The sequence below is a fragment of the Methylobacterium organophilum genome, assembly GCF_022179465.1.
In the GTDB taxonomy this organism is placed as follows: domain Bacteria; phylum Pseudomonadota; class Alphaproteobacteria; order Rhizobiales; family Beijerinckiaceae; genus Methylobacterium; species Methylobacterium organophilum.
This window is the reverse complement of record NZ_BPQV01000004.1, coordinates 161,087-186,009: the sequence shown is the minus strand read 5'-3', so window position 1 is coordinate 186,009 and position 24,923 is coordinate 161,087. Positions and strand designations below refer to the sequence as shown.

At 71.8% G+C, this 24,923-nt stretch carries 18 protein-coding genes, 1 tRNA gene and 1 pseudogene; 11 read left to right on the top strand and 9 right to left on the bottom strand.

The window, feature by feature from the left end; genetic code table 11:
- Positions 1–310 precede the first annotated feature (310 nt).
- Positions 311–1,657, top strand: coding sequence for an L-serine ammonia-lyase (locus MFF21_RS08335; protein WP_238310682.1), 1,347 nt, complete (start codon positions 311–313; stop codon positions 1,655–1,657).
- Between the two features lie 55 nt (positions 1,658–1,712).
- Here the strand turns inward: MFF21_RS08335 and MFF21_RS08330 are convergent.
- The 5 genes from MFF21_RS08330 to MFF21_RS08310 form a co-directional block, all read right to left on the bottom strand.
- Positions 1,713–1,805, bottom strand: a tRNA-Sec gene (locus MFF21_RS08330).
- A gap of 70 nt (positions 1,806–1,875) precedes the next feature.
- Positions 1,876–3,276 (bottom strand): L-seryl-tRNA(Sec) selenium transferase, encoded by a 1,401-nt coding sequence (selA, locus tag MFF21_RS08325; protein WP_238310681.1) that lies wholly within the window; start codon positions 3,274–3,276, stop codon positions 1,876–1,878.
- A gap of 79 nt (positions 3,277–3,355) precedes the next feature.
- On the bottom strand, positions 3,356–4,270 hold the full coding sequence (locus MFF21_RS08320) for an MBL fold metallo-hydrolase (protein ID WP_238310680.1): 915 nt from the start codon (positions 4,268–4,270) through the stop codon (positions 3,356–3,358).
- A gap of 198 nt (positions 4,271–4,468) precedes the next feature.
- Positions 4,469–5,659 (bottom strand): L,D-transpeptidase family protein, encoded by a 1,191-nt coding sequence (locus tag MFF21_RS08315; RefSeq protein ID WP_238310679.1) that lies wholly within the window; start codon positions 5,657–5,659, stop codon positions 4,469–4,471.
- A gap of 125 nt (positions 5,660–5,784) precedes the next feature.
- Complete coding sequence (locus MFF21_RS08310) at positions 5,785–8,388, bottom strand: ABC transporter ATP-binding protein (RefSeq protein ID WP_238310678.1); 2,604 nt, start codon at positions 8,386–8,388, stop codon at positions 5,785–5,787.
- Positions 8,389–8,705: 317 nt separating this feature from the next.
- On the opposite strand from MFF21_RS08310, the gene MFF21_RS08305 reads away from it, so the two are divergent.
- From MFF21_RS08305 to MFF21_RS08285, 5 genes and pseudogenes are all read left to right on the top strand, one after another.
- A complete protein-coding gene (locus tag MFF21_RS08305; RefSeq protein ID WP_238310677.1) occupies positions 8,706–9,815 on the top strand; it encodes a hypothetical protein in 1,110 nt (369 codons plus the stop codon).
- Positions 9,816–9,961: 146 nt separating this feature from the next.
- Positions 9,962–10,804, top strand: coding sequence for a class II glutamine amidotransferase (locus MFF21_RS08300; RefSeq protein ID WP_238310676.1), 843 nt, complete (start codon positions 9,962–9,964; stop codon positions 10,802–10,804).
- Positions 10,805–10,937: 133 nt separating this feature from the next.
- Positions 10,938–11,678, top strand: coding sequence for a sigma-70 family RNA polymerase sigma factor (locus MFF21_RS08295; RefSeq protein ID WP_238310675.1), 741 nt, complete (start codon positions 10,938–10,940; stop codon positions 11,676–11,678).
- Positions 11,679–11,933: 255 nt separating this feature from the next.
- Positions 11,934–12,347, top strand: a complete 414-nt coding sequence (locus MFF21_RS08290; protein WP_238310674.1) for a DUF1236 domain-containing protein — start codon at positions 11,934–11,936, stop codon at positions 12,345–12,347.
- A gap of 251 nt (positions 12,348–12,598) precedes the next feature.
- Positions 12,599–12,871, top strand: a pseudogene (locus MFF21_RS08285) (hypothetical protein); the annotation flags it as partial.
- A gap of 37 nt (positions 12,872–12,908) precedes the next feature.
- Here MFF21_RS08285 and mscL read toward each other — a convergent pair.
- The 3 genes from mscL to MFF21_RS08270 all read right to left on the bottom strand — a co-directional run bounded on the left by mscL (position 12,909) and on the right by MFF21_RS08270 (position 15,875).
- Complete coding sequence (gene mscL / locus MFF21_RS08280; protein WP_238310673.1) at positions 12,909–13,334, bottom strand: large conductance mechanosensitive channel protein MscL; 426 nt, start codon at positions 13,332–13,334, stop codon at positions 12,909–12,911.
- 134 nt (positions 13,335–13,468) lie between these two features.
- Positions 13,469–14,011 carry a diguanylate cyclase gene (locus MFF21_RS08275; RefSeq protein ID WP_238310672.1) on the bottom strand — a complete coding sequence of 181 codons (543 nt, stop codon included), beginning with the start codon at positions 14,009–14,011 and terminating at the stop codon, positions 13,469–13,471.
- A gap of 547 nt (positions 14,012–14,558) precedes the next feature.
- Complete coding sequence (locus tag MFF21_RS08270) at positions 14,559–15,875, bottom strand: L,D-transpeptidase family protein (protein WP_373324963.1); 1,317 nt, start codon at positions 15,873–15,875, stop codon at positions 14,559–14,561.
- 278 nt (positions 15,876–16,153) lie between these two features.
- On the opposite strand from MFF21_RS08270, the gene MFF21_RS08265 reads away from it, so the two are divergent.
- The 5 genes from MFF21_RS08265 to MFF21_RS08245 all read left to right on the top strand — a co-directional run bounded on the left by MFF21_RS08265 (position 16,154) and on the right by MFF21_RS08245 (position 22,451).
- Entirely contained in the window at positions 16,154–16,525 is a 372-nt protein-coding gene (locus tag MFF21_RS08265) for a hypothetical protein (RefSeq protein ID WP_238310671.1), read from the top strand.
- A 44-nt stretch (positions 16,526–16,569) separates the two neighbouring features.
- Positions 16,570–17,556 (top strand): copper chaperone PCu(A)C domain-containing protein, encoded by a 987-nt coding sequence (locus tag MFF21_RS08260; RefSeq protein ID WP_238310670.1) that lies wholly within the window; start codon positions 16,570–16,572, stop codon positions 17,554–17,556.
- Positions 17,557–17,646: 90 nt separating this feature from the next.
- Entirely contained in the window at positions 17,647–18,648 is a 1,002-nt protein-coding gene (locus tag MFF21_RS08255; RefSeq protein WP_238310669.1) for an alginate O-acetyltransferase AlgX-related protein, read from the top strand.
- 203 nt (positions 18,649–18,851) lie between these two features.
- Entirely contained in the window at positions 18,852–20,711 is a 1,860-nt protein-coding gene (locus MFF21_RS08250; protein WP_373324961.1) for an ATP-binding protein, read from the top strand.
- Between the two features lie 24 nt (positions 20,712–20,735).
- Positions 20,736–22,451, top strand: a complete 1,716-nt coding sequence (locus MFF21_RS08245; protein WP_238310668.1) for a putative bifunctional diguanylate cyclase/phosphodiesterase — start codon at positions 20,736–20,738, stop codon at positions 22,449–22,451.
- 10 nt (positions 22,452–22,461) lie between these two features.
- Here MFF21_RS08245 and MFF21_RS08240 read toward each other — a convergent pair whose 3' ends face one another.
- Entirely contained in the window at positions 22,462–24,882 is a 2,421-nt protein-coding gene (locus MFF21_RS08240) for a penicillin-binding protein 1A (protein ID WP_238310667.1), read from the bottom strand.
- Positions 24,883–24,923 lie beyond the last annotated feature (41 nt).

The following is a 24,923-nucleotide window of genomic DNA, read 5'->3' as shown; positions in this document are numbered from 1 at the left end:
ACCCGTTCGGTCCCGTCGGCGTATACGGGGGGCGTTCCGCGCGAGTCGTACACGCTCGCGGGAGACAGGCCAACCGCATGTGATTTTGGGCTTGTATTCAAAAAAATTCAGGTACTAGGCAGAGGCCGCCCCGGCCTCGGCCCGCCGAAACCCTTGGTCCGGGCCCGGTTCCTGCGTTCCGCCCCGATCGGGAGCGCGCCTTGCGGGTACCCCGGCTGCGGGGATCTCGAAGGGGCGTTCGCCGGTCGTCGCGTCGCAGGGCCGCATCCCGCGGCTCTGAATCCGTCCGTTCGAAAGCGCGTTCTACCCGATGATCAGCACGTTCGATCTGTTCAAGATCGGGATCGGCCCGTCGAGCTCGCACACCGTCGGGCCCATGGTCGCCGCGCGCCGGTTCCGCGAGGCGATCCTCGCGCGCGGCGGCGTCGCCCGCGTGAGCGCGGAGATCCACGGGTCCCTCGCCTGGACCGGGCGCGGCCACGGCACCGACGTGGCGATCCTCCTGGGGCTGCTCGGCCACGATCCGGCGACGATCGACCCGGACCTGACCACCCCGCTCGCCGCCGATCTGCGACGCACCGGCGATCTCGGCATTCCCGGCCTCGTCTTCGACGCCGAGCGCGATCTCGTCTTCAACTACAGCGAGGTGCTGCCGCTCCATACCAACGGCATGCGCTTCCGCGCCTACGACGCGGCGGGGGCGCTTCTGGAGGAGCAGGTCCGCTACTCGATCGGGGGCGGCTTCGTCGTCGCCGACACCGCCGCCGCGGACGCGCCGGCGGTGGTGCCGGACTTCGCCTTCGGCTCCGCCCGCGAGCTCCTCGACCTGACGCTCCGCACGGGGCTCACCATCCCGCAGATCCAGTTCGCCAACGAGCTGAGCCTGCGCAGCTCCCCCGAGATCGAGGCGGGGCTCGACGCGATCCGCGACGCGATGTTCGCCTGCATCGAGCGCGGCCTGCGGATGGAGGGCGAGCTGCCCGGCGGCCTGAAGGTGCGGCGGAGGGCCCGGCGCCTGCACGAGTCCCTCGAGGCGGCGAAGCTCTCGAACAGCCGCCCCGCCCACGAGATCATGGACTGGATCAGCCTGTTCGCCCTCGCCGTGAACGAGGAGAATGCCTCAGGCGGCCGGGTGGTGACCGCGCCGACCAACGGCGCGGCCGGCATCATCCCGGCGGTGCTGCGCTACGCCCGCGACTTCTGCCCCGGCTGGAGCGATGCCCGCGGCCGGGACTTCCTGCTCACCGCGGCGGCGATCGGCAGCCTCATCAAGGCCCGCGCCTCGATCTCGGGGGCCGAGGTCGGCTGCCAGGGCGAGGTCGGCTCGGCCGCCGCCATGGCCGCGGCCGGCCTCACCGCGGCGCTGGGGGGCTCGGCCTTCCAGATCGAGAATGCCGCCGAGATCGCCATGGAGCACCATCTCGGCATGACCTGCGACCCGATCGCCGGACTGGTCCAGGTGCCCTGCATCGAGCGCAACGCCTTCGGGGCCAACAAGGCGGTGGTGGCGGCCTCCCTGGCGCTGCGCGGGGACGGCGAGCACCGGGTGACCCTCGACGAGGTCATCGAGACCATGCGTCAGACCGGCCTCGACATGCAGTCGAAGTACAAGGAGACCTCGCTCGGCGGCCTCGCGGTCAACGTCGCGGCCTGCTGACGGCCTCTGTTCCGAGGGCGGGGGAAATCCTGCCGAGGGGGCCGTGGCGGGACCCTGGCGGAAGCGGATGGGAATCGAACCCACCCAACGCTGTTGGCGTTGCGCTGGTTTTGAAGACCAGGGGGGCCACCAGACCCCGTTCGCCTCCGCCGCCGGTGATAGCAAAGGCCGGCGGCCCGCAACAGATCCCCGGGCTGCGGCACGATTTCTTCCCGCGATCAGGCGTTCAGCGCGTCGAGGGAGGCGAGGAGGCCGGCCTCGTCCTCGAGCGTCCGCAGGTCGAGGCGCAGGGCTCCCTCGCTGATCCGGCCGATCACCGGCACGGGCAGGGCGCGCAGGGCGGCGGCCATGCGCTTGAGCCAGGCCCCCTCACCCTTGCGGCCCGACCCCTCCGGCGGGCGCAGGGCCAGGCAGGCGCTGGGCAGGGTCTCGACCGGCAGCGCCCCGGAGCCGATCTGGCTCATGCAGGGCTCGACGCCGATCGCGGCCCGGCCGGCGAGCCTCGCGGCGATTTCCGGCGCGAGCCGCTCCGCCTGGGCGAGGATGGCCGCCCGCTCGCGGGTGAGCAGGCGCAGGGCCGGCAGGCGCTCGTGCAGGCGCTCGGGATGCAGGTAGAGCCGCAGCACCGCGGCGAGCGCCGCATAGGTCATCTTGTCGACCCGGAGCGCGCGCTTGAGCGGGTTCTTGCGCACCTTGGCGACGAGATCGGCCCGCCCGGCCACGATCCCGCATTGCACGGCGCCGAGGAGCTTGTCCCCGGAGAAGGTGACGAGGTCGGAATGCGCCAGCACCGCGCGTACCGTCGGCTCGGGGGGCAGGCCGTAGGCGGAAAAGTCGATCAGGTTGCCGCTGCCGAGATCGACGGCGAAGGGCACGCCCCGCTCCGCGCAGAGCGTCGCCAGGGCCGCCTCCTCCACTTCTGCGGTGAAGCCGTGGATGGCGTAGTTGCTCTGATGCACCTTCATGACGAGGCCGGTCCGTTCGCCGATCGCCTCCGCATAGTCCTTGAGATGCGTGCGGTTGGTGGTGCCGACCTCCCGCAGCCGGCAGCCGGCCCGGGCCATCACGTCGGGCACCCGGAAGGAGCCGCCGATCTCGACGAGTTCGCCCCGGGACACGATCACCTCTTTGCGCAGGGCGAGGGCGTTGAGGACGAGGAGCACGGCGGCGGCGTTGTTGTTGACGACGACGGCGGCTTCGGCGCCGGTCAGGCGGCAGATCAGCGCCTCGACATGGTCGTCGCGCTCGCCGCGCTCGCCCCGGGCCAGGTCGAATTCGAGGTTCGAGGCCTGCAGCATCACCGCCGCGACCGCCTCCGCCGCCTCCGGCGGCAGGGGGGCGCGGCCGAGATTGGTGTGCAGCACCGTTCCCGTGAGGTTGAAGACCGGGCGCAGCGAGGGCGCGTTCTCGGCTTCGAGGAGCCCCTGCGCCCGGGCGAGCAGGGGAGCGGCCTCCGCGGCCGGCGCCGCCCTGCCCTCCCGGATCGCGGCGAGCACCGCCCGCAGGGCATGGGTGAGCGCCTGGCGGCCGTAGCGCTCGGCCAGGGGCGCGGCGGCCTCGGTGAGGAGCCGCTCGACGGAGGGCGGGCGGAGGGGGCGGGGCGGCGCGGGCGCGGTCATGGCCGCGATCTAGGGCATCGGCGCGGGAAGGGGGACCGGCTTGTCGGGGCAAGCCGGTGCGGAACGCGCTTCCCGGGCCTCAGGCGCTGTGGGCGAGGGTCAGCTGCGGGCGCAGGGCACGGCTGGCGGCGGGGGCGGCCCGGCTGGCGCCGAGCTCGACGCATTGCCGCTCCCGGGCGATGAAGGCGGTCGGCATGGCCGCCTGCATCTCGGCCTCGACCGCGCGCAGCTGCGCGTCGCTGTGGGCCGGGTGGAGGTGGATGATCGCGAGCGCCTTCGCGTCGGCGGCCTTGGCGAGCTCCACGCCCTTCTGCCAGGTGGAGTGACCCCAGCCGCAGCAGCGGGGATACTCGCTCTCGGTGAACATGCCGTCATAGACGAGGAGGTCCGCCCCCTCGACGAAGGCGCGCAGGCTCGGATCCGGCCAGGGGTCGGTGTGCTCGATGTCGCTGATGACGCAGAGGCGCTTGCCCGCATGCTCGAAGCGGTAGCCGACCGAGCCCTGCGGATGGTTCAGCAGGATGGTGTCGACCCGCGACCCGTCCGCGAAGACCAGGGGCTCGCCGGCCTTGAAGCCGTGATGCTCGAGGCGGCAGGGCAGCACGTCGAGGGTGATCGGGAAGAGCGGCGGCGCGAACATGCGGCCGAGCGCCTCGCCGGCGCAGGCGCCGTCGAGATTGCCGCAATAGGTGCGGATGGTGCGGCCCGCATCGAAGACGGCCGGCTTGAAGAAGGGCAGGCCGGCGGTGTGATCGAGATGCAGGTGGCTGAACAGCAGGTCGATGTCCTGCGGCAGCGGCCCGGTGCATTCCCGGCCGAAGGCGCCCAGCCCCGAGCCCGCATCGAGCACGAACAGGCGCTCGCCGCAGCGGATCTCCAGGCAGGGGGTGTTGCCGCCGAACTCGACGGTGTCCGGACCGCTGACCGGCGTGGAGCCGCGCACGCCCCAGAAACGAAGGACAAGGGCGTCGTCCGAAGAAGGGTGAGAAACCATATCCGATACCAGTCGCCCGGCCGCGAGGCCGCGAGCGTTCTTCGTGTCGCGCCGGTGTCGTCGCATCTCAACAGGAATGCGGTTCGACAAGGTAACGGGCGCGAAGTGTACAGTGAGGATGTGGGAGCCGCCTATGCCCGTTCGTGTGCGTGCACGCACACGGCGTTTTGAAGGCAGGGCCCTGGAACCGGACGCATCTCACCGTTGCGCCACCTGCGCGACATGCGGGGCCGCCTCGATCGGCTCGAAGGCGGGGGCGTCGTTGTCCAGGCTGGCGCGCAGGATCCGCGGCCAGGATTCGGCATAGCGCGTGGCCAGGGGGGCGAAGGCCGGGGCCGGCGCCTCCCAAGCCGAGACGAAGCCGGCGATTCGAGTGGCCTGCGCGGAGAGCGGGCTGCCGGGTGCGATCGCCGCCGCCCAGACCGCCTCGGGCAGGGGCGCCGGCGGGGCCGGCCGGCGCCTAGCCGGGATCACGATCACCTCCTGGCCGGCATAGGCGAGCGCTTCCGGGCGGCTGATGTCGCCGACGGGCACGCCCCTGGCGATCAGCGAGGCCCAGAACGGATGCTGCCCGCCATCGGAATAGGTGGTGCGCACGGCCGCCGAGCCGTCCTCGACGAGGCTCGCGATCTTCGCCTCCTCGCTCTTGTGGTGGGCGACGGCCTCCGCTTCCTTGGCCGGATCCTTCGAGGGGGCGAAGGCGTAGCGGCCGGCCGCCACGCTCACCACCGGCTCCTCGCCCGTGGCCTCGAAGCGGTCCGAGCCTTCCTTGAGCTGGCGCCAGAAGCCGATGTTGGGATCGGTGCGGTAGCGGGCCATGTTGGCCGCGCTCATGCGGAAGGGAAAGGACTGGAACTGGAAGGCGGTCTGCCCGCCGGCGAAGGCGTCCCGGGCGATGGCGAACAACTCGCCGGCGACCTTGTCGGTCATGGCGAAGCAGCCCATCGACGAGCAGATGCCGTGCACCATCACCGCCGAGCCGGTGCCGCCATGGGCCCTGTCGTAGGCGTTGGGATAGCCGATGTCGAAGGAGAGATAGTAGCGGGAATGCGGGTTCATCTGGCTTTTGGCCACGGTGTAGAACCCTTCCGGCGTCTGCCGGTCGCCCGAGCGGGTCTTGGGGCCGAGCTGCCCCGACCAGCGGCAGATCGGATAGGTCTTCACGTGGACGAAGCGGCCATTGCCGGCCTTCTTCCAGACCTCGATCTCCGATTCCTTCTTGTAGGCGCGCAGGAGCAGCGGCGCCGCCGGCGTCGTGTCCCTGGCCGCCATCAGGGCGAGGGTCGGGCCGGGAATCGGGGCGAGCGCCTTGTCGGGCTCGGCGCGGGCCGGAAGCGCCCCGGCGAGGAGGATCGCCAAGACGGAGAAGGCGACAAACCGAGGGAGCATGCACCGCCCGGATACAGAACGGCCCTGCGCCGAATCGCAGGGCCGGCCGCCGCACGGCGGAAGATTGACCGGATGCTCCTGCTTTTGGGCGGTTTTGAGAAGAGGGCCGGCGAAGGACAGGCCCCTCAGCCGGCTTCCGCCATGGCCGCCTCCGCCGCGTCCGGCACCAGCGCGTTGCGCTCCACCCGCAGCACGGCGTCGAAGGGGGCGCCGGTCTCCAGGCTCGCGGCATCCGGCAGGCAGACGATCAGGCCGAGCCCGGCCCGCAGGGCGCGCAGCCGCGCGATCCGGTCGCGGATCTCCTCGGCGTTGCGCGCGTCGAGGCTCAGGCCCACCACCAGGATGTCCGGCCGGCGCACGAGGCAGCGCACCAGGTCGATCGCCACGCGCTCCCGGGGGCCCAGCGTCCCCTCGCCCGCCGAGGCGCGGCCGCCCGGGCCGGTGCCCGTCGCACCGGGATCGACCCGGGTCGCGAGCCCGAGCCGGTAGACGGTGGGCTCCAGCCCCTGCTCGGCCAGCACCCGGCGCACCAGGGCGCGCACCCGCTGCTCGGCCCCCGCCTCGCCTTGGGTCACGCGACCGAACAGCAGGTTGTCCTCCAGGCTCGCCGCCGCCGTGAGCCGCGCGGGATCGTAGAACTCGACCTTGGCCCGGAAGCGCGGCGGCAGCAGAGCGGCGAAGGAGCGGCGGGCGGCCACGATGCGCTCCTCCAGCGCCTCGTCGATCAGGCCGAAGCGGTGGCGGGTCTCGCTGTAGCGCAGGGCGAGCCCGATCAGCCGCTCGCGGTCGCGCTGGCCCGCGGGGCCGCGCCGCCAGGAGCGGGCATCGGGCTGGCGGGCCACGAGATCCTCGAAGAAGCCGCGTTCCTGCGCCGGGAACAGGGAGAAGGCGTCGAAGAGAGGATGGTCGTCCGGCAGGTCGGCGAAGATCTCGACGGTGGAGCGGGCGACCTGCAGGCCGATCTCGGCCATGGGCGCGGTCAGCCCCTCCGCCTCCAGCACCGCGCGCAGATAGGGATGGGCGGCGAGGTTCGCTTGCGCGAAGGCGGGGCCGAGGGCTTCGCCGAAGAGGATGTTCTCGCCGACATTGGCCTGCCGGTTGTAGCGAGCCGGATCAAAGGGTTCGACGAGACGCGCCATGCCCTCGGCTTCGAGGCGGTCGCGCACGGCTTGGCGGGCGGCCACGATCGCCGCCGCGGCTGCCGGCTCGTCCTCGGGATCGATCGGCGCCTCCAGGCCGCGGGCATAGACGAAGGCGTCGAGCCCGGTGAGCTTCAGGATGGCGATGCGGTCGGCGAGCCCCGAGGCCTCGCGGTCGCCGCTGCGGGCGCCGTAGAGCAGGTTCTGGCGCAGCGTCCCCTCGATCAGGATCGCCTCCTGCCCGGCGAAGGCGATGCGGCGGGCCCGCTCCGCCGGGTCGAGGCTGCGCAGGTCGATGCCGCCGTAGGAGACGGTGCCCGCGGTCGGCTCGATCTGCCCGGCGAGCACCGCCGCCAGCGCCCGGGCGCCCCCGCCCCGGCTGCCGACGATGGCGACATGGGCGGGCATCGGCAGCGTGGCGTCGATCCCGGCCAGCCGCTCGCCGCTGCCGGGATCGTAGGCGCCGACACCGGCGGCGGTGAGGCTGCCCGTCTTCGGGAAGGGAGCGGTGCGCCGCCCGTTCATGGGCAGGCGGCGGGTCTCGAGCCCGTCGAGGATGCGGGCGATGGCCGTCAGCAGGGGCGCGGCCTCCCGGCGGGCGAGCCAGAGGCGGAGCGCCAGGGCGAGGAGCGCGGCGGCGATGGCCGCGGCGCCCGCCGCCGCGGCGAGCTCCCCGGGGAGCACCGCCTCGCCCTGGCCCGAGGCATCCTCCCGCCAGAGGGCGGTGGCCACGAGGATCGCCGGCAGGAGGACGACCAGGGCGAGCGCCGGGGCGCGGGCATAGGCCAGCCCGGCCTCCGCCCGCTCCACCGTGGCCCGGTCGGCCAGCGCCCGCAGGCCGAGGCGGCGGCGCTCGAAGGCGGCCGCGCCGTGGGCCCGCACCGCCGGCATGCGCCGGATCAGGTCGCCGAGCCCCTCCTCCGCCGCCTGCGCCTCCCGGCGGCGCAGGGCGCCCCGCGCCCCGGCCCGGCGCAGAACCAGGATGCGCGCCAGCCCCGCCGCGAGGAGGGCGGCGAAGACCACCGGCACCAGCCGGGGCGCGGCGAGCTCGCCCAGCACCACGGCCAGCGTCAGCCCGGCCAGCGACATCGCCGGCAGCAGGATCCCGACCGCCGCGATCCCGCCCATGGCGGCGAGCGCCCGGCCGACGAGGTCGGGCAGCGCCCGCACGTCCTCCCGCGCCGCCGCCGGCGAGCGCAGGATCGCCTCCGCCGCCTTGGCGCGCAGGCGCAGGGTGGCCCGGGTCTGGGCCTCGAAGCAGAGCAGGGAGACGAACCAGCCGAGCCCGGCCACGGCGATCGCCGTGCCTGCGATCCCGCCGAGCGCCGCGAGCTGCAGGTCGGACGGGCTGAGCAGGACGCCGTCGAACAGGGTGAGCCGGCGCTCGGCAAAGCCCTCGGGCAGCGGCAGGACGAGCTTCAGGAAGGCGAGCCGGCCCGTGCCGTCCTGGGTCAGGGCGTCGACGAGGTCGCGCAGGCAGAACAGGGCGAGGGCCGCGAGCGGCCCGCCGAGGCCGACGGAGAGCCCGACCGCGGCCGCGTGATGCGCCGGCGCGGCGCGCCAGGCGAAGAGGGCCGGGTCACGTTCCATGGTGGGCCGGTCCGGTCGGCCGGGCGGGGCGATGGCCAGTCATGCGGGGCCGGCCTTAGACGATCGGCCGAGCCCCGTGAAGCGCGTCCCGGCACATGCCGGACGCCCGGGCCGAATGGCCCGCCCGCTCTGGATCGCGCGGCCGTGACAGGCTACCGCTCGTCGGCCGGAGGCCGCGCGGGCCGTCCGGGACCCGCGACGGATCGGAACCGAGGGTTGGGAAGCCCGGTCGCATCGATGTTGCCCCCGCTCTCGCCTCTCATCGCCTGTCCCGGCCGGGGATCCGGCCCGGACCCCTCGTTCGGGGAGCGGATGCCATGAGCCGGCCCCGCGACGCCCGCGGCTTCTTCCTCGATCCGGCCCGGCTGCCCGCCGTCGCCCTCGTCTTCGGGGTGGGCGCCCTGGCCGCGGTCTTCCTCGGGCTCGGGATCCAGCGGGCGGCGATCGCCTATCTCGGCGCTTGGGCCTGCCTGCTGGCGCTGCCGGTCGGGGCGCTGCCCGTCGTCGTCATGATCGAGCGGCTCGACCTGTGGCGGCCGCAGCCGGAGACGGCCCTGCTCGAGACCCTGCGCGGCCTGCTCACGGCGATGCCGGTGGTGGCCCTGCTGGCGCTGCCGGTGCTGATCGCCTCGCCCCTCCTCTATCCCTGGGCGCGGGGCGCCATGCCGGAGACGGTGCCGGGCTGGTACGCGCCGCCCTTCGTCCTCCTGCGGGTGCTCCTCGTCTTCTCGGTCTGGACGGTTCTCGCCTTCGTCTTCGCCAAGCGGGCGGATGCGCCCTTCGGCCGCGGCGGCGGCCTGGACGATGCCCGCGCCGCGATCGGCCTCGGCCTGCACCTCGCCGCGGGGACCCTGGTGGCGGGCGACCTCATCCTCTCGGTCTCGGCCCGGTCCCACGGCCTGCTCTCGGGCCTGCTGCTGATGGCGGCCTGGAGCAGCGTGGCGCTGGCGGCGGCGATCGTCGTCGCGCCGCCCGATGTCGGCCCGTCCCGGCGGCGGCACAACCGGCTCACCCCCCTCGTGGTGCTGCTCGGCGTCTGGGCCCTCCTGCATGCCGTCCAGTACCTGCTGGCGGGCGACCGGCCCGGGGACACCGCCTGGTATCTCGCCCGGATCGGCTCGGCGGGTTTGGCCTGGAGCGTGTTCTCCGGGCTTCTGGTTCTGATGGGCGCCGTGCTGACCCTGGCGCCGGGGGAGAACCGCACCCGGCTGTTCGCCGCCTTCGTGCTCCTCGCCCATGCCCTGGAGATGTTCTGGTTCGTCACCCCGTCGCTCCGCGGCAGCTTCCGCCTCACCCTCGGGGACCTGCTCGTGCTCGCCGGTCTGTCGAGCCTAGCCCTCGGCCTGACTCTCGTCGGACGCCGGCTCCTGCCCGCCCGGGCGCCGGACCCGCGCGAGGCCCCCCGGCCCCGCCGGCGCGGCCCCTAGGGACGGCGCCCGACCGCGCCGGGCCGGCGGTCCCTGGATGCGCGGGCGCGGGACGCCCGCGGAACTGGTTTCCCGCCGGAGCCTTGGCTATCGTCCCCGCCCCTCTCCACCCTCCCCGCGACACCCGCAGCCTTCAGAAGATCCCGATGTGCGAACTGCTCGGCATGAGCGCGAACGTGCCCACCGACATCCGCTTCTCCTTCGCGGCGCTCGCCCGGCGCGGCGGCGAGACCGGGCCGCATGCCGATGGCTGGGGCATCACCTTCTACGAGGGCCATGGCAGCCGCTCGTTCCACGACGCGGAGCCGAGCGCGAAATCGGAACTCGCCAAACTCCTGCGCAACTACCCGATCAAGAGCCTCATCGTGGTCGCGCATGTGCGCAAGGCCAATCGCGGCCGGGTGAGCCTGGAGAACACCCATCCCTTCAGCCGCGAGCTCTGGGGCCGGCCCTGGACCTTCGCCCATAACGGCCAGCTCAAGGGCGTGAAGAAGCTGCCCCTCGGGCGGTTCGAGCCCATCGGCACCACGGACAGCGAGCACGCCTTCTGCTGGATGCTCTCGCAGCTCCAGGCGCGCTGGCCGCGCCGGCCGCGGGCCGCCCAGATCGAGGCGGCGGTGGCGGACATGGCCCGCGCGCTCGGGGCGATGGGGGTGTTCAACATGCTGCTCTCGGACGGCGCCACCCTCTACGCGCATTGCGGCAAGCGCCTGTGCTACCTCACCCGCCGGGCCCCCTTCGGCACGGCCACCCTGATCGACGAGGATTGGCGGGTCGATTTCGCCCAGGAGACCACGGAGACCGACGTGGTCACCGTGATCGCGACCCGGGCGCTCACCCGGGACGAGACCTGGACGGAGCTCGCCCGCGGCGACACCCTGGTTCTCACCGAGGGGGCGGTGCGCCTGCTGCCCGCCGAGGCCGCGCCCCGGCTCCGGGCGGCCCCGCCCCCCTGCGACGGATCGTCGGCGCGCCCTGGACAAGTGTGACGCAGAATACAAGCTTGTCCTTAATTCGCGGGCTCGGGATGCACCGCCGGACACGATGCGCTACAACACAAATCAATTGTGTCCGCGCCCCATGCCCGGCGTGCCATTGATCGACGAACCGTTCAGAGCCGTCATGCGCAACGATACCGACGCCACGCTGGCCCGTCCCCCGGATGCCGAGGGGGGCCGCCCCGGCCTCACCGCCAATATCCGCACCCATCTCGGCGACCATCTGCGCACGGTCTACGAGACGCTGGGCACGGACGAGAGCGCCACGGCCCGTTTCGCCGAGCTGATCGAGAAGCTCGAGGCCGCGCTGCGGGCGGAGGGACAGCGGGTCGATCCCGATTTCCGCAACGGCCTGCTCGCCGCCGTTCCGTCCCTGCGCGCCTTCGCCCTGTCGCTGACCTCGAACCCCGCCCGCTCCGACGACCTCGTGCAGGACACGCTGCTGAAGGGCTGGCAGCACCGTGCCCGCTTCCAGCCCGGCACCAACCTGAATGCCTGGCTGTTCACGATCCTGCGCAACATCTTCTACTCGGATCACCGCAAGCGCGTGCGCGAGGTCGAGGACCAGGACGGCTCCTACGCCGCCCGGCTGGCCACCGCCCCGCATCAGGGCGACCGGCTCGACGTGGAGGACCTGCAATCCGCCCTCGCCAAGCTGCCGCCGGACCAGCGCGAGGCCCTGGTGCTCGTGGGGGCCGAGGGCGTCTCCTACGAGGAGGCGGCGACCATCATGGGGTGCAAGGTCGGCACGGTGAAGAGCCGCGTCAGCCGCGCCCGCGGCCGCCTCGCCGAGCTGCTGGGCTACGACGAGGAGGACCTCGCCTCCGACCGCTTCATCCAGTCGGCCATGCCGAAGGAGGCGTGAGCCTCCGGGCCTTCCTCCCAAGTCCGGAGGGCGGCCCCTTGGAATGGAGTTTCGAACGGCCGCGCCGTCATGCCGGCCGTTCGCTGTTTTCCGAAAAGATTCTTTTGCCACGACGCCGCTGCGGGGATCGGCCGCGCTTTCTCATCTTTTTTCGCATCCCTTTCCGGACCTCGGGCGTTACCGCGCCGAACCCCACCGTGCCGCGCGGCGTCTTGCCGGCACCTTGGACGACACGAGATCAAGGAGATGCGCTCCATGAAGATGAAGACCCTTCTCGCGGCTTCGGCCCTCGCCCTCGCCCTGCCGATGACCGCCCAGGCTCAGGGCACCCTGCGCGGTGCCGAACAGGGCGCCCGGGACGGCGCGGATGCGGCCGGCCCGGTGGGTGCGATCGTCGGCGGTGCCGTCGGCGCGGCGACGGGTACGGTCGGCGGCATTCTCGGCGTCGACGACCGTCCCCGCTTCCGCTCCTACGTGCGCGAGCGCAACGTCCGCTCCTACGACTATGACGGCCGCGTCGCCGTCGGCTCGACCCTGCCCGATTCCGGCGTGACCTATTACGACGTGCCCTCCGAGTACCGCGTCGCCCGCGGCACCCGCTACACTGTGGTCAACGACCGCCCGGTTCTGGTGGACGGCCGTCACCGCATCATCGAGGTGATCGAGTAAGTCTCGCGCCCTCCCGGCCGGTCTTCGGGCCGGCCCTTTTGGAAAGCCCCGGCCCCGCGCCGGGGCTTTTTCGTTGCGGGTGCCGCGCCGCACGGAAAACCTCGCGCTGTCGCGGCACGTGTTCGTGGCGGCCGGTCTTCGGCGCAGCTAGTGTTCACCGAAGGACATTTCTCGCGGATCCTGCGAAACGCATCGCGGGGTAAGGCCGTTGAAAGGTCCGGAAGGATGACCGCGATCACGAGACTTCTGCCATGACCAGCAGCGACCCGAACTTCGACCCGGATCACCGGCAGGACACCACCCTTCCCGAGCCCGTGCGCGATCATCTCGGCCAGCAACTGCGCGCCGTCTATCCCGTGGCCTCGCAGCAGCCGAAATTCCTCGGCGACGAGGAGACCGTGCCCGAGGTCTTCGTGCCGCAGCTCGAACGGCTGGAGACCCGGCTCAAGACCCACGAGGAGGGCACCGAGGCGGTGGGCCAGGCCCTCGACCGGATCCTCGACGCCTTCGGGGTCGCCCAGGAGACGGCCCCGAAGGCGGGGACGACCCCGCCGGGGCAGCCTACGCCGCGGGCCGCTTCGCCAGGAGATCCCGGATCTCCGTGAGCAGCTTCACGTCCGGCGGGACCTCGGCGGGGACGGGCTTGGCCTCCTCCTTCGACTTCAGCGTGTTCATCGCCCGGATCACCAGGAAGAGCACGAAGGCGACGATGGTGAAGTTGACGGCGAGCGTCAGGAACTGGCCATAGCCGACCACGGCGCCCTGCTTCTTGGCATCCGCATAGGCGAGCCCGGTCTGAACCTTGGACGAGAGCGGGATGTAGTAGTTCGAGAAGTCGAGGCCGCCGGTGACCGCGCCGATAATCGGCATGATCACGTCCTGAACCAGGGAATTGACGATCGCGCCGAAGGCGGCGCCGATGATCACGCCGACCGCGAGGTCGACGACATTGCCCCTCAGGGCGAATTTCTTGAATTCCTCCAGCATCCCCGCCTCTCCGATCCCCCCTCGACTCGATGAGGCGGATGGTGGCGGCGGCGGAAAGCCGGCGCAATCCTTCCGTGTGCCGCGCCGCCGCGCCTGTCCACGGCCAATTGCTTGGGGGGCGTGTCGGCGTTCGCTCAGTGCAGCCCGGGCCGTTGCCGGAGGGCCGCCCGCTCGCGCTCCCGCTCGATCTCGATCCGCAGCATGTCGACCAGGACCTTCAGGCGGAAGCCGCCGGCCTGCGCGAAGGTCTGCCGCAGCAGGGCGCAGAGCTCGCCGGCCGTCTCCAGGGGATCGCTCGTCCGCGGCTCGACCACGCCGAGGGGATTCTCGGTGATGTCGAGGAGGGTGCCGAAGCCGCGCAGGGAGCCGTCCGCCTGGCGGGCGACCTGGCCCCGGTCGAGCAGCCGCCGCACCGCCCCGCAGGGAAGCGCCACGCGGAAGGAGAGCGAGAAGTCGCCGCCCTCCCGGCCGGCCGCCAGGATCGCCGGGACGATCCGGTCCCGGTCGGCGGGATGCACGCGGACGATGGAGGCCTCGAGGGGCAGCGAGCGGCCGGCCAGGGCCGCATCCCCCATCAGCAGCGCCGCCGCCCCGTCGTCGAGCACCACCTCGCCCGCGCTCACGTTCCAGTCCCAGGTGCCGACGAAGCCGGCCGCGGTCAGGGCCGCGGAGAGCATGGTTCGGGGGGGAGCGCTGGATGACGGCATGGTTTCAAGAGACCCCTCTCCTGACGATGCAATCAAGGGTAGTGCATTGCTGGCGAACGGCAATATCGCCACCGCTGCGGGAAACAGGGTTGACGACTCCGCGTGTATACACGGCGGGAATTGCTTGCCCGCGTCTCCTTCGGGAAGGTGATGTCAGGTTCGTCCGGTAAACGGCCGGCCGTGTTCTCTCATCCGCCCCAGCATTGGCGGGGATCATCGGCGATCCGGATAGAAAACAGCCGGCCTCTTGTCGGCGCGCCCTGCTCAGAGCGGCCAGTCGCTCGCCGCATCGAAGGCGATCCGGGCCACCAGGGCCGCCACCACGATCGCCAGGATCAGGGAGGGCATGCCCCGGTCGTTCTCGGGAAGGCGCTTGCGCAATCTGCTCTCCGGCGTCGGGGTCTACGGGAATCAACGTGCCGCACGCCCCCCTGATCCCGGTCCCGAGGCACGAAAAAGGCGGCGGGATCGCTCCCGCCGCCCGAAACGCCGTGCCGGACGAGACCGGGTGCCGTGCTCAGTTCTCGCCGTCCTCGAACTGCTCGAAGCGCTCGGGCTGGGTCGCGGCGGCGCTCGCCACCGGGGTCGGCGCCTCGATGGTCGAGGGCACGTTCACGCCGTCGCGCTTGTAGATGTCGTCGCGGAACTGCACCGTGCCGTCCGGGGTCGCCCAGGCGGTGATGTAGGTCCAGTAGACCGGCACGGGCTGGGCGAGGGTCGCGTCGATGCGCTGGCCGCTCTCCACCGCCTGCTCGACGCGGTTGCGGTCCCAGCCGGGCGTGTCCTTGAGCAGCCAGGTGATGTATTCGCGCACGTTCTGCACGCGCACGCAGCCCGAGGAGATGAAGCGGAAGTCGTCGCCGAACACGCCGCGGGAATTCGTGTCGTGCATGAACACGCCGTAGGGGTTCGGGATGTTGATGCGCACGACGCCCATCGAGTTGAAGTCGGCGCCCGAATCCTGGCGGTACATGTACCGGGTGCCCTCGTCCGAGAACCAGTTCACGGACTTGGGCGAGATCTCCTGACCATTGGCGAAGATGCGGATCTTGTTGTCCGTGAGGTAGTTCGGATCCTTCTGCATCTTCGGGATGAGGTCCTTCTTCACGATGGAAGCCGGGACCGTCCAGGTCGGATTGAAATTGATCTGCGTCGCCTTGGTGTTCATGATCGGCGACTGGCGGTCGATCTTGCCGACGCCCGCGGCGTGCAGCGTCACCACCTGGCCGTTCTCCACCGTCTGCACCAGGGCGGCGGGGATGTTGGTGATGACGAAGCGCTGGCCGAGATTGCCCGAATAGGAGCGCAGGCGGATCACGTTGGTCTCGAGCTGGCGCAGGCGCACATCGGCCGGCACGTTCATGGCCGCCTGGGTGGCCGGGCTCATCTGGCCGGTCTGGGACAGGCCGTGGCGGGCCTGGAAGCGCTTCACGCCGGCCGCGACGTAGGAATCGTAGATGCCCGACTCGCCCGCCGTGGCGTCGAGGTCGCCGGTGACGATCAGGCGCTGGCGCACGGCGGCCACCGCCGGGCCCTTGGCGCCGATGCGCAGGCGGTCCGCGCCGGTGACCGGGCGCCAGCCGCCCCGGGCGACGATGTCGCGGTAGCGCTGCGCCATCGCCTCCGTCGCCTCGATGGTCTGGGGCGAGAGGATCGGGGTCGAGGAGCGGTGCACCTGCATGGTCGCCGGCGAGGCGTAGTCCTGCGCCCACTCCGCCTGCGCGTAGCCGGGATCGCGCGCCAGCGCCGGGGCGGTCATCAGCGTCGCGCCGGCAAGCGCGAGGGCGAGCACGCGATTCTTGGAAGAGCGGGGGGGGAGCGCCTGGTGCAGCATCGATCCGTTGCTCTGAAAACAGGGGGCGGTCGGACGGGGCCGATACAGTCCTCGGCCAATCCACATGTCGCCGTTGTTGCGGTCTGCGGTTAAGAAGCCATGTCCTTCCGGGCCATATTGTGGCGTGGGCGTGTTCCAGCGCACGCGATGACGGGCGGGGTCCCCGTCCCCGCGCCGGATGCGGCCGGAGCGCCACAGGCGCGGGGCCTCCCGCTGTACCTCCGGAGGCGCGGGAAGCCGCTTCCCCTCGCCCGGCGGGCGCTCTAAGGCTCGCAGCCATGGCGAGGCGGAACCAGGGCGGTCGAAGCGGCGCGCAGGGCCTGCGCGGCCCCGTCGCCGTGCTCGCGCTCTACGCCCTGGTGCTCCAGGGGCTGCTCGGCGGCATCGCCGCGCTTCCGCTCGCCGCGAAGGCGGCGATGCTCTGCGCACCGGCCGCGCCGGTCGAGGTGCCGGACGGGCGGGGCGCCCCCCATCAGCATGCCGGCTGCTGCAGCCTCGCCGCGCCGTCCCCGGCCGGCCCGCCCCCCGCCCCGCCGGATGCGGCCCGGCTTCTGGCCGCGCGTCCTGTCGACTGGGACCGGGCCGCCGCCCCGGCCGTTCCCCCCTCGCCCGTCACCCGCGCCAGGGCCCGCGCGCCGCCGGACGCTTGAGCCGATCGCCCTCCCCCCGATCCCTCACGTCACGGAAACCTTCGATGACCCATTTCGCCACCCGGGCCTCCCTCGGCCTCGCGCTCGGCCTCACCGTCGGCCTGTCCGCTTCCGCCGCCTCGGCCCATGCCGTGCTCGAGCGCAAGGAGGCCTCCCCCAACGCGTCCTATCGCGGCGTCGTCCAGATCATGCATGGCTGCGACGGCAAGCCGACCACCCGGGTCAGCGTCACCATCCCGGAGGGGGTGATCGGCGCCAAGCCCATGCCCAAGCCCGGCTGGACGCTGGCCACCCGCACCGGGGCCTATGCCAAGAGCTACCCGTCCTTCCACGGCATGGTTTCCGAGGGCGTGAAGACGATCACCTGGAGCGGCGGCAGCCTGCCCGACGACCAGGTCGACGAGTTCACCTTCTTCGCCCGCGTCTCCGACGCCTTCGCCCCCGGTGCCACGGTCTATTTCCCCATCGAGCAGGATTGCGCGGAGGGCGGCGGCTACCGCTGGAGCGAGATCCCGGCCGAGGGCCAGGACGCCCATGCCCTGAAATCGCCGGCGCCGGCCGTGCGCATCGTCGCCGCCGCCCAGAAGGGGGCGCCCGCGGCGGCCGCTCCGGCGGTGAAGGCCGGCTCTCTGTCGATCGAGGCGCCGTGGCTGCGGGCGACGCCGGGCGGCGCGAAGGTCGCGGGCGGCTACGTCACGGTCCGCAACACCGGCACCGAGCCCGATACCCTGACCGGGGCCTCGATCCCGCAGGCCGGACGGGCGGAGATCCACACCATGTCGACCGAGGGCGGCGTGATGAAGATGGCGCCGGTGGAGGGCGGTCTCGCCCTCGCCCCCGGGGCGAGCGTGGCCCTGGCGCCGGGGGGGCTCCACCTGATGTTCCTCGATCTGAAGCAGGGGCTGAAGGCGGGCGAGACGGTGTCGGGCACCCTCACCTTCGCCAAGGCCGGCACCGTGCCGGTCACCTTCACCGTCGCCCCCATCGGCGCACAGGCGCCGGCCGGGGCCGAGCAGGGCCACCAGCACTGAGGCCTTCCCCGGTCGCGGTGCGGCCGAGCCCGGCGCCGGGCCGAGGCCCCAGGCCGGTGCCAGGACGGCGCGGGGGCGATAAGACGGCGCATGACCGCGCCCTCGCCGCCCCCGCCGGACGATCCCCTCGAAGCCCATCCGGATGTGCATGCCGGACGGGACGGCTGGCTGTTCCTCACCGGGGGCAGCAACCGCGTCCTCGAGCAGTTCGGCCCCGACGGCTTTCCCCGGGCGCGGCTCTGGGAATGGCGGCGCCGGCTCGTCGAGCGCGTCCGGCTCTGCGCCGCGCTCGGCATCCGCTACGCCCATGCGGTGGCGCCGGAGAAGCTGACGGTTCTGCCCGAGTTGACGGCGGGGCTGCCCTACGATCCGAGGCGCGCGCCGGTGCGGCGCCTCGCCCGCTGGCTGCACCTGTCCCCGGCCCGCGGGGCCTGGATTGACCTCCTCGGCGCCCTGCGGGCGGCCCGCTCCGGCCCCGACCTCTATCTGCGGACCGACACGCACTGGACCTTCGCCGGCTGCGAGGTCGCCTACGAGGCGATCCTGCGCCATCTCGGCGTCCCGCCCCGGCGCGACATCGCGCGGCGGCGCATCCCCGAATCCGTCCCCCATTTCGCCGGGGATCTCGGATCGAAATTCTCCCGGCCCCGTGCCGAGACGGCGCTCGGCACCCGCTTCGTCTCGCAGGCCCGGCGCGTCCACGCCAACGCCTTCCTGCTCGGCTTCGAGGCGAGCGGTGCGGTGCGTGACGCCCATCTCGGGGCGCTGGCCGTGTTCCGCAACGAGGATCCTGCGGCCGACCCGCGCCGCCTGGTGCTGTTCGGCGATTCCTATTGCCAGCACAGCGCGATGAGCCCGGTCGCGACCCTGACCCCTTTCCTCGCCGACAGCTTCCGCGAGGTGCATTTCCTGTGGTCGCCCAGCATCGACTGGGATTACGTGCGCGCGGTGCGGCCCGACTTCGTGATCGGCGAGATCGCGGAGCGTTTCATGATCGAGGTGCCGCCCCGGAACGCGCCCATCGAGCGGCTCGCGGCGATGGCGGCGGCCCGCAAGGCCGAGGAGGCGGCAGGACGCGTCCTGCCCGTCTGAAGGCGCGATCGGCGGTATTTCAGTCATCCTGACCGGTTGTGAAGCAAATTGCGCGCGAAACGACTTGCGACGTCAATTGTGCCGACCTTGTTTTGTCTGTTTTCGGAAAGCGTTTACGATCTTCCTTCGCTCCGGCTTAAGGCGCCTCTGCCAGCCTCCTGACATTCGATGTGGACGTCGGTCGGGGGACCTTGACGATGCCGTTGGGCGAGACATTGCCGGACCCGGCCTTTCAGGCGGCTTCGATCGGGAGCGTGATCTCGATCAAGGGCTCGGCGGTGACGGTGGCGATCGGCATCGACGGGCGCCCGGGCGCGCCTCGGGTCACGGTCGGCAGCTTCGTGGGCGTGTGCGCCGGCTCGGCCTATCTCGTCGGCATCGTCACCACGCTCGCCGCCGAGCTTGCGGCGGGCACCGCCCGGAGCCGCGCCGAGCTCGATCTTCTCGGCGAGATCGTTCCCACGGAGGCGGGCGAGACCGCCTTCCGGCGCGGGATCGCCTGCCATCCCGCGATCGGCGACCGGGTCGAGCCGCTCCCGGCCGCCTTCCTGCGCCTCGTCTTCCAGCCCGCCGTGGCCGGCACCGTGCCGATCGGCACCCTCTACCAGGATGCCGGCATGCCGGCCTGTGTCACGATCGACGACCTGCTCTCGAAGCATTTCGCGGTGCTCGGCACCACCGGCGTCGGCAAGTCCAGCGGCGTCGCGGTGATCGTCGAGGAGATCCTGAAGGCACGCGCGGATATCCGCATCTTCCTGCTCGACGTGCACAACGAATATGCCCGCTGCTTCGGCGAGCGGGCGAGCGTGATCAGTCCGCGCACCCTCAAGCTGCCCTTCTGGCTGTTCAACCTGGAGGAGACGGTCGACGTCATCTATGGCGGCCGCCCGCCGGTGGAGGACGAGATCGAGATCCTGGCCGAGCTGATCCCCCTCGCGAAGGCCAAATACGCCCAGTACAAGGACGCGCCCGAGCGCGGCCTGATGAAGCGCGGCGTCGCCCGGGGCGGGGGCTACACCGTCGACACGCCGGTGCCCTACCTCCTCCAGGACCTGATCGCGCTCATCGACGAGCGGATGGGCCGCCTGGAGAACCGCAACTCGCGGATGCACTACCACCGGCTGATCGGCCGCATCGAGACGATCCGCAACGACCCCCGCTACGGCTTCATGTTCGAGAACGCCAATGTCGGCGGCGACATGATGGGGGAACTCCTCGCCCACCTGTTCCGGCTGGAGCCGGAAGGCCGGCCGATGACGATCATGCAGCTCGCCGGCCTGCCGGTGGAGGTGGTCGACGCGGTGGTCTGCGTGCTCTGCCGCCTGGCCTTCGAGTTCGGCCTCTGGAGCGAGGGGGCAGTGCCGCTGCTCTTCGTCTGCGAGGAGGCCCATCGCTACGCCTCGGCCGACCGCTCGGTGGGCTTCACCCCGACCCGCCGGGCGCTGTCGCGCATCGCCCGGGAGGGCCGCAAGCACGGCGTCTTCCTCGGGCTCGTCACCCAGCGCCCGGCCGAGCTCGACCCGACCATCATCTCCCAGTGCAGCACGCTCTTCGCGATGCGCATGTCGAACGAGCGCGACCAGGCCTTCCTCGCCGCCGCTGTCTCGGACGCGACCAACCTGCTCTCCTTCGTGCCGTTGCTGGCCACCGGGGAGGTCATCGCCTTCGGCGAGGGCGTGCCGCTGCCGGCGCGGATGAAGTTCCGGGAGCTGCCCCAGGAGCGCAGGCCCAAGAGCGACACCCTGGGGCGCAGCGACGAACTGGACGGCGTCTCGAACGCCGCCTTCGTCGGCGCCGTGGTCGAGCGCTGGCGCGGGGCGACCATGAGCAAGGGCCCCGTGGAGGCCGAGGCGCCGGCGCAGCGGCTCCTGCGCGAGCCCCTGGCCGGCGCGGCGCCGGTCGCCCCGGCCGAGGTGCCGGGCAGCGCCGCCGCCCTCGACCAGGCCCATCGCCGTCTGCTGCGGCGGCCCCTCGACGCCCCGGCCTCCGCCGAGGCGCCGCAGCCGGCCGCCACCGATATCCGGGCCGAATTACGGGCTGCCGGTTCGCTCTGGCAGCGTTGAGGGCGCGCCCAGGTGGAGGCGGCGATGGACCAGGACCGGAGAGAGCCGGGGCGGGCGGCCCCGGCGGCGCGCCACCGGCACAGCCTGCTCGAAGCGACGATCCAGGCGCTTCCCTTCGGCGTCTCCGTCCATGACGGGCTGGGCCGCTGCATCCTGGCCAACGTCGCGGCGCAGGGCTATGCCGCGGACGGCCGGCTCGATCTCCCGGGCTCGCCCCTGGCCGGCCCGGGCGAGGAGGGCACGGCCTCCGCCCCCCTCCTGCACCGGGCCGGCGAGCGGACCCTCGAGACCCGCATCCACCCCCTGGCGCTGCCGGACGAGACCCTCGCCCTCGTCACCGTCGCCGACGTGACCGAGCAGCACGTGATCCAGCGCGACCTGCTGCAGCGCGCCTATATCGATTCCCTGACCGGGCTGCCGAACCGCAGCCTGCTGGAGCAGAGCGTCCAGGACCTGATCGCCTCGACGCCTCCCGGCGGCGCCTTCGCCCTGGCCTTCATCGATCTCGACAACTTCAAGCACATCAACGACTATTACAGCCACGCCGCGGGCGACGCGCTGCTCACCAAGGTGGCGGCCCGCATCGCCGGCTCCCTGCGGCCGACCGACATGCTCGCCCGCGTCGGCGGCGACGAGTTCGTGCTGCTCCTCTCCCCGGTTCTCGACGGCGAGACCACCCGCGCCTTCGTGGTGGACATGGCCGAGCGGCTGAAGCAGCCCTTCTTCATCGACGATCACGAGATCTTCGCCTCGGCCTCGATCGGCGTGAGCCTCTATCCCGCCAACGGCATGACCTACGACGTGCTGCGCCGGCAGGCCGACAGCGCGATGTACCGGGTGAAGGGCGGGGTGAAGGGCGGCGTCAGCGTCTTCGAGGAGACGATGGGTCATGCCGCGACCGAGCGCATGGCGGTGGAGCAGCGCCTGCGGCTCGCCATCCGCGACCATTGCTTTTGCTGCGCCTACCAGCCCAAGGTCGATATCCGCACCAAGCGCGTCCACGGCGTCGAGGTGCTCCTGCGCTGGCGCGACGAGCACGGGATGATCCAGGCGCCGGGCGACTTCGTCGGGCTCGCCGCGGAGCTGGGGCTCATCAACGACATCACCTTCCAGGTGCTCGCCGAGACCGTCCATTCCCTGCCCGACATCGACGACGTCTTCGGCCCCGACATCACCATCAGCCTCAACATCGCGGCCCAGCAGGCCTGCGACATCGCCTTCATGGATTCCTTCATCGACGCGGTGGCCGAGACGGGCTGCCCGGAGCGCTTCATCCTGGAGCTGACCGAGGAGGCCTTCTTCACCAAGGGCCGGTTCCAGGCCGAGGTGCTGCCGCGGATCCGGAAGATCGGCGCCAAGGTCTCGATCGACGATTTCGGGGTCGGCTATTCCTCCCTCGCCGCCCTCGCCGAGATCACGGCGGACGAGATCAAGATCGACCGCTCCTTCATCACGGACATCCACAAACGGCCGCGCAGCCAGATCGTGCTGAAGGCGATCGAATCCCTCGGCCAGGCGCTCGGCATGTCGGTGGTGGCGGAGGGCGTCGAGACCTTCGAGGAGGTCGTCTACCTGCAGGGGGCGACCCAGATCCGCTGCGCCCAGGGCTTCTACTTCGCGCGGCCCCTGCTCATCGAGCAGATCCGCGGCGAGGAGGGCCGGCCCGCGCCCGCCCGCGACGGCCTCGGCCACCGCGCCACGGAAGAGGCCCGCCGCCACGTCGTCGGGCGGCGGGCCTGATCGCCCGTCCTCAGTAGACGCCGCCGGCCTGGGCGGCGGCCGGTGCCTCCGGCGGCACCTCGCCCGGCGGCGGCGCGGCCGGCGCGACATAGGCGTCGGGCGGAGCGGTGCCCGGCTTGAAGGCCTCCAGGATCGTGCCCGCGCCCTCGCCCGAGCCGGCCCGGCTGCCCGAGGCGACGTTGACGCGGATCAGCTTGATCCCCGGGGGCACGCGGAAGGGCGTCGGCGGCTTGTCCTTGAGCGCGACCTTCAGGAAGTCGAGCGCGATCGGCGCGGCGAGGCCGCCGCCGGTGGCGCGGTCGCCCAGCGACTTCGGCTTGTCGAAGCCGAGATAGACGCCCACCGCGAGATCCGGCGAGAAGCCCACGAACCAGGCGTCCTTGGCGTCGTTCGTGGTGCCGGTCTTGCCGGCCAGCGGCTTGCCGATCTGCTTCAGGATGGTGGCGGTGCCGCGCTGGACCACGCCCTCCATGATCGAGACCATCTGGTAGGCGGTGAGCGGGTCGAGCACCTGCTCGGACTCGTCCACGAGCTTGGGCTCGTCCTGGCCCGACCACTTCTCCGCGTCGCAGCCGATGCATTTGCGGTTGTCGTGGCGGTAGATCGTCTCGCCGGTCCGGTCCTGGATGCGGTCGATCAGGGTCGGGCGGATGCGGCGCCCGCCATTGGCGAGCATCGAATAGGCGGTGACCATGCGCATCACCGTGGTCTCGCCGGCGCCGAGCGACATCGGCAGCACCGGCAGCAGGTCGTCGTAGACGCCGAAGCGGCGGGCATATTCGGCGATGAGCGGCATGCCGATATCCTTGGCGAGCCGCACGGTCATCAGGTTCTTCGAGTGCTCGATGCCGTAGCGCAGGGTATGCGGGCCGCCGGACTTGCCGTCGTAGTTCGAGGGCGACCACGCCTCCTGGCCCGGGCCGGCCTCGATGGTGATCGGCGAATCCTGCACGATCGAGGAGGGCGTGTAGCCGTTGTCGAGCGCCGCCGAGTAGACGATCGGCTTGAAGGAGGAGCCCGGCTGGCGCATCGCCTGCGTCGCGCGGTTGAACTCGGACTCGTCGTAGGAGAAGCCGCCGACCATGGCGTGCACGCGGCCCGTATAGGGATCCATCGCGACGATGGCGCCGGAGATCTCGGGCTTCTGGCGCAGGCGGTAGCTGCTGCGGCCGGGCTCGATCGCCTCGACATAGATCACGTCGCCGACCTTGAGGGCGGAGGCGACCGGGCGGCCGGTCCACTTCACGCCGTCCGGGCCGATCGTGCCGGTCTCGCGCTCCTTGGAGATGCCGCCGGCCTCGCGGCGGGGCTGCAGCCCGATCTGCGCGCTGCCGCCGGTGATGCCGAGCACCACGGCGACGCGCCAGGGGGCGATGTCGCCGAGCGCCGGCACCTCGGAGACGGCGAGCCCCCAGTCGCGCCCGGTCAGGTCGACCTTGTGGTCGGCCCCGCGCCAGCCATGGGACTGGTCGTAGCGCACGAGGCCGTCGATCAGGGCCTTGCGCGCCCAGGCCTGCATCTTCGGGTCGAGGGTGGCGCGCACCGAGAGGCCGCCCTCGTAGAGCTTGGTCTCGCCGTAGCGCTCGGAGATCTCGCGGCGGACCTCCTCCGTGAAGTAGTTGGCGACGGAGCCGTTGGGGAAGGCGACCCGCGGGTTGACGCCCAGGGGCTGCTTCTTGGCCTCGGCCGCCTCCTCCTGCGTGATGTACCCGTTCTGGGCCATCAGGCCGATGATCTCGTTGCGGCGCGCGAGCGCCTGCTGGGTGCGCCGGTAGGGGTGGTAGTTGTTCGGGCCCTTGGGCAGCGCGGCGAGATAGGCCGCCTCGTTGATCGTCAGCTCGTGGACGGACTTGCCGAAATAGTCGAGCGCCGCGGCGGCGACGCCGTGCAGGTTGCGCCCCGGGACGATGGTGCCGAGGAAGATCTCGTTCAGGTAGAGCTCGAGGATCTTGTCCTTGGAATAGGCCGCCTCGATGCGCAGGGCGATCAGGGCTTCCTTGATCTTGCGGTCGTAGGTCTGCTCGCTGGAGAGCAGGAAGTTCTTGGCGACCTGCTGCGTGATGGTCGAGGCGCCCTGCTTCTTGCCGCTCTGGGCGTTGGTCAGCACCGCGCGGACGATGCCTTCGGGGTCGATGCCGCCGTGCTTGTAGAAGTTCTTGTCCTCCGCCGAGAGGAAGGCGGCGACCACGATCTTCGGCATGGCCTGGATCGGCAGGTAGAGCCGGCGCTCATGGGCGTATTCGGCCAGCAGCGAGCCGTCGGCGGCGTGGACGCGGGTCATCACCGGCGGCTCGTAATTGGCGAGCGCCGCGTGGTCGGGCAGGTCCCGGCTGTACTTCCAGTAGAAGAACGCGCCCACGGCCGCGGCGATGCAGAACAGCACCGCCCCGATCGAGAACAGGAATCCGAAGAACCGCAGGATGAATCGCATCCGGTGAACCGTCCGTCGCTTGTCCGCTGCGGGGCCGACCG

What these genes read in the sequence shown, in the direction of transcription:
- MFF21_RS08335 (WP_238310682.1), top strand. Translation starts at nt 311, where the DNA reads ATGATCAGCACGTTCGATCTGTTCAAGATCGGGATCGGCCCGTCGAGC.
- selA (WP_238310681.1), bottom strand. Translation starts at nt 3,276, where the DNA reads ATGACCGCGCCCGCGCCGCCCCGCCCCCTCCGCCCGCCCTCCGTCGAG.
- MFF21_RS08320 (WP_238310680.1), bottom strand. Translation starts at nt 4,270, where the DNA reads ATGGTTTCTCACCCTTCTTCGGACGACGCCCTTGTCCTTCGTTTCTGG.
- MFF21_RS08315 (WP_238310679.1), bottom strand. Translation starts at nt 5,659, where the DNA reads ATGCTCCCTCGGTTTGTCGCCTTCTCCGTCTTGGCGATCCTCCTCGCC.
- MFF21_RS08310 (WP_238310678.1), bottom strand. Translation starts at nt 8,388, where the DNA reads ATGGAACGTGACCCGGCCCTCTTCGCCTGGCGCGCCGCGCCGGCGCAT.
- MFF21_RS08305 (WP_238310677.1), top strand. Translation starts at nt 8,706, where the DNA reads ATGAGCCGGCCCCGCGACGCCCGCGGCTTCTTCCTCGATCCGGCCCGG.
- MFF21_RS08300 (WP_238310676.1), top strand. Translation starts at nt 9,962, where the DNA reads ATGTGCGAACTGCTCGGCATGAGCGCGAACGTGCCCACCGACATCCGC.
- MFF21_RS08295 (WP_238310675.1), top strand. Translation starts at nt 10,938, where the DNA reads ATGCGCAACGATACCGACGCCACGCTGGCCCGTCCCCCGGATGCCGAG.
- MFF21_RS08290 (WP_238310674.1), top strand. Translation starts at nt 11,934, where the DNA reads ATGAAGATGAAGACCCTTCTCGCGGCTTCGGCCCTCGCCCTCGCCCTG.
- mscL (WP_238310673.1), bottom strand. Translation starts at nt 13,334, where the DNA reads ATGCTGGAGGAATTCAAGAAATTCGCCCTGAGGGGCAATGTCGTCGAC.
- MFF21_RS08275 (WP_238310672.1), bottom strand. Translation starts at nt 14,011, where the DNA reads ATGCTCTCCGCGGCCCTGACCGCGGCCGGCTTCGTCGGCACCTGGGAC.
- MFF21_RS08270 (WP_373324963.1), bottom strand. Translation starts at nt 15,875, where the DNA reads ATGCTGCACCAGGCGCTCCCCCCCCGCTCTTCCAAGAATCGCGTGCTC.
- MFF21_RS08265 (WP_238310671.1), top strand. Translation starts at nt 16,154, where the DNA reads ATGGCGAGGCGGAACCAGGGCGGTCGAAGCGGCGCGCAGGGCCTGCGC.
- MFF21_RS08260 (WP_238310670.1), top strand. Translation starts at nt 16,570, where the DNA reads ATGACCCATTTCGCCACCCGGGCCTCCCTCGGCCTCGCGCTCGGCCTC.
- MFF21_RS08255 (WP_238310669.1), top strand. Translation starts at nt 17,647, where the DNA reads ATGACCGCGCCCTCGCCGCCCCCGCCGGACGATCCCCTCGAAGCCCAT.
- MFF21_RS08245 (WP_238310668.1), top strand. Translation starts at nt 20,736, where the DNA reads ATGGACCAGGACCGGAGAGAGCCGGGGCGGGCGGCCCCGGCGGCGCGC.
- MFF21_RS08240 (WP_238310667.1), bottom strand. Translation starts at nt 24,882, where the DNA reads ATGCGATTCATCCTGCGGTTCTTCGGATTCCTGTTCTCGATCGGGGCG.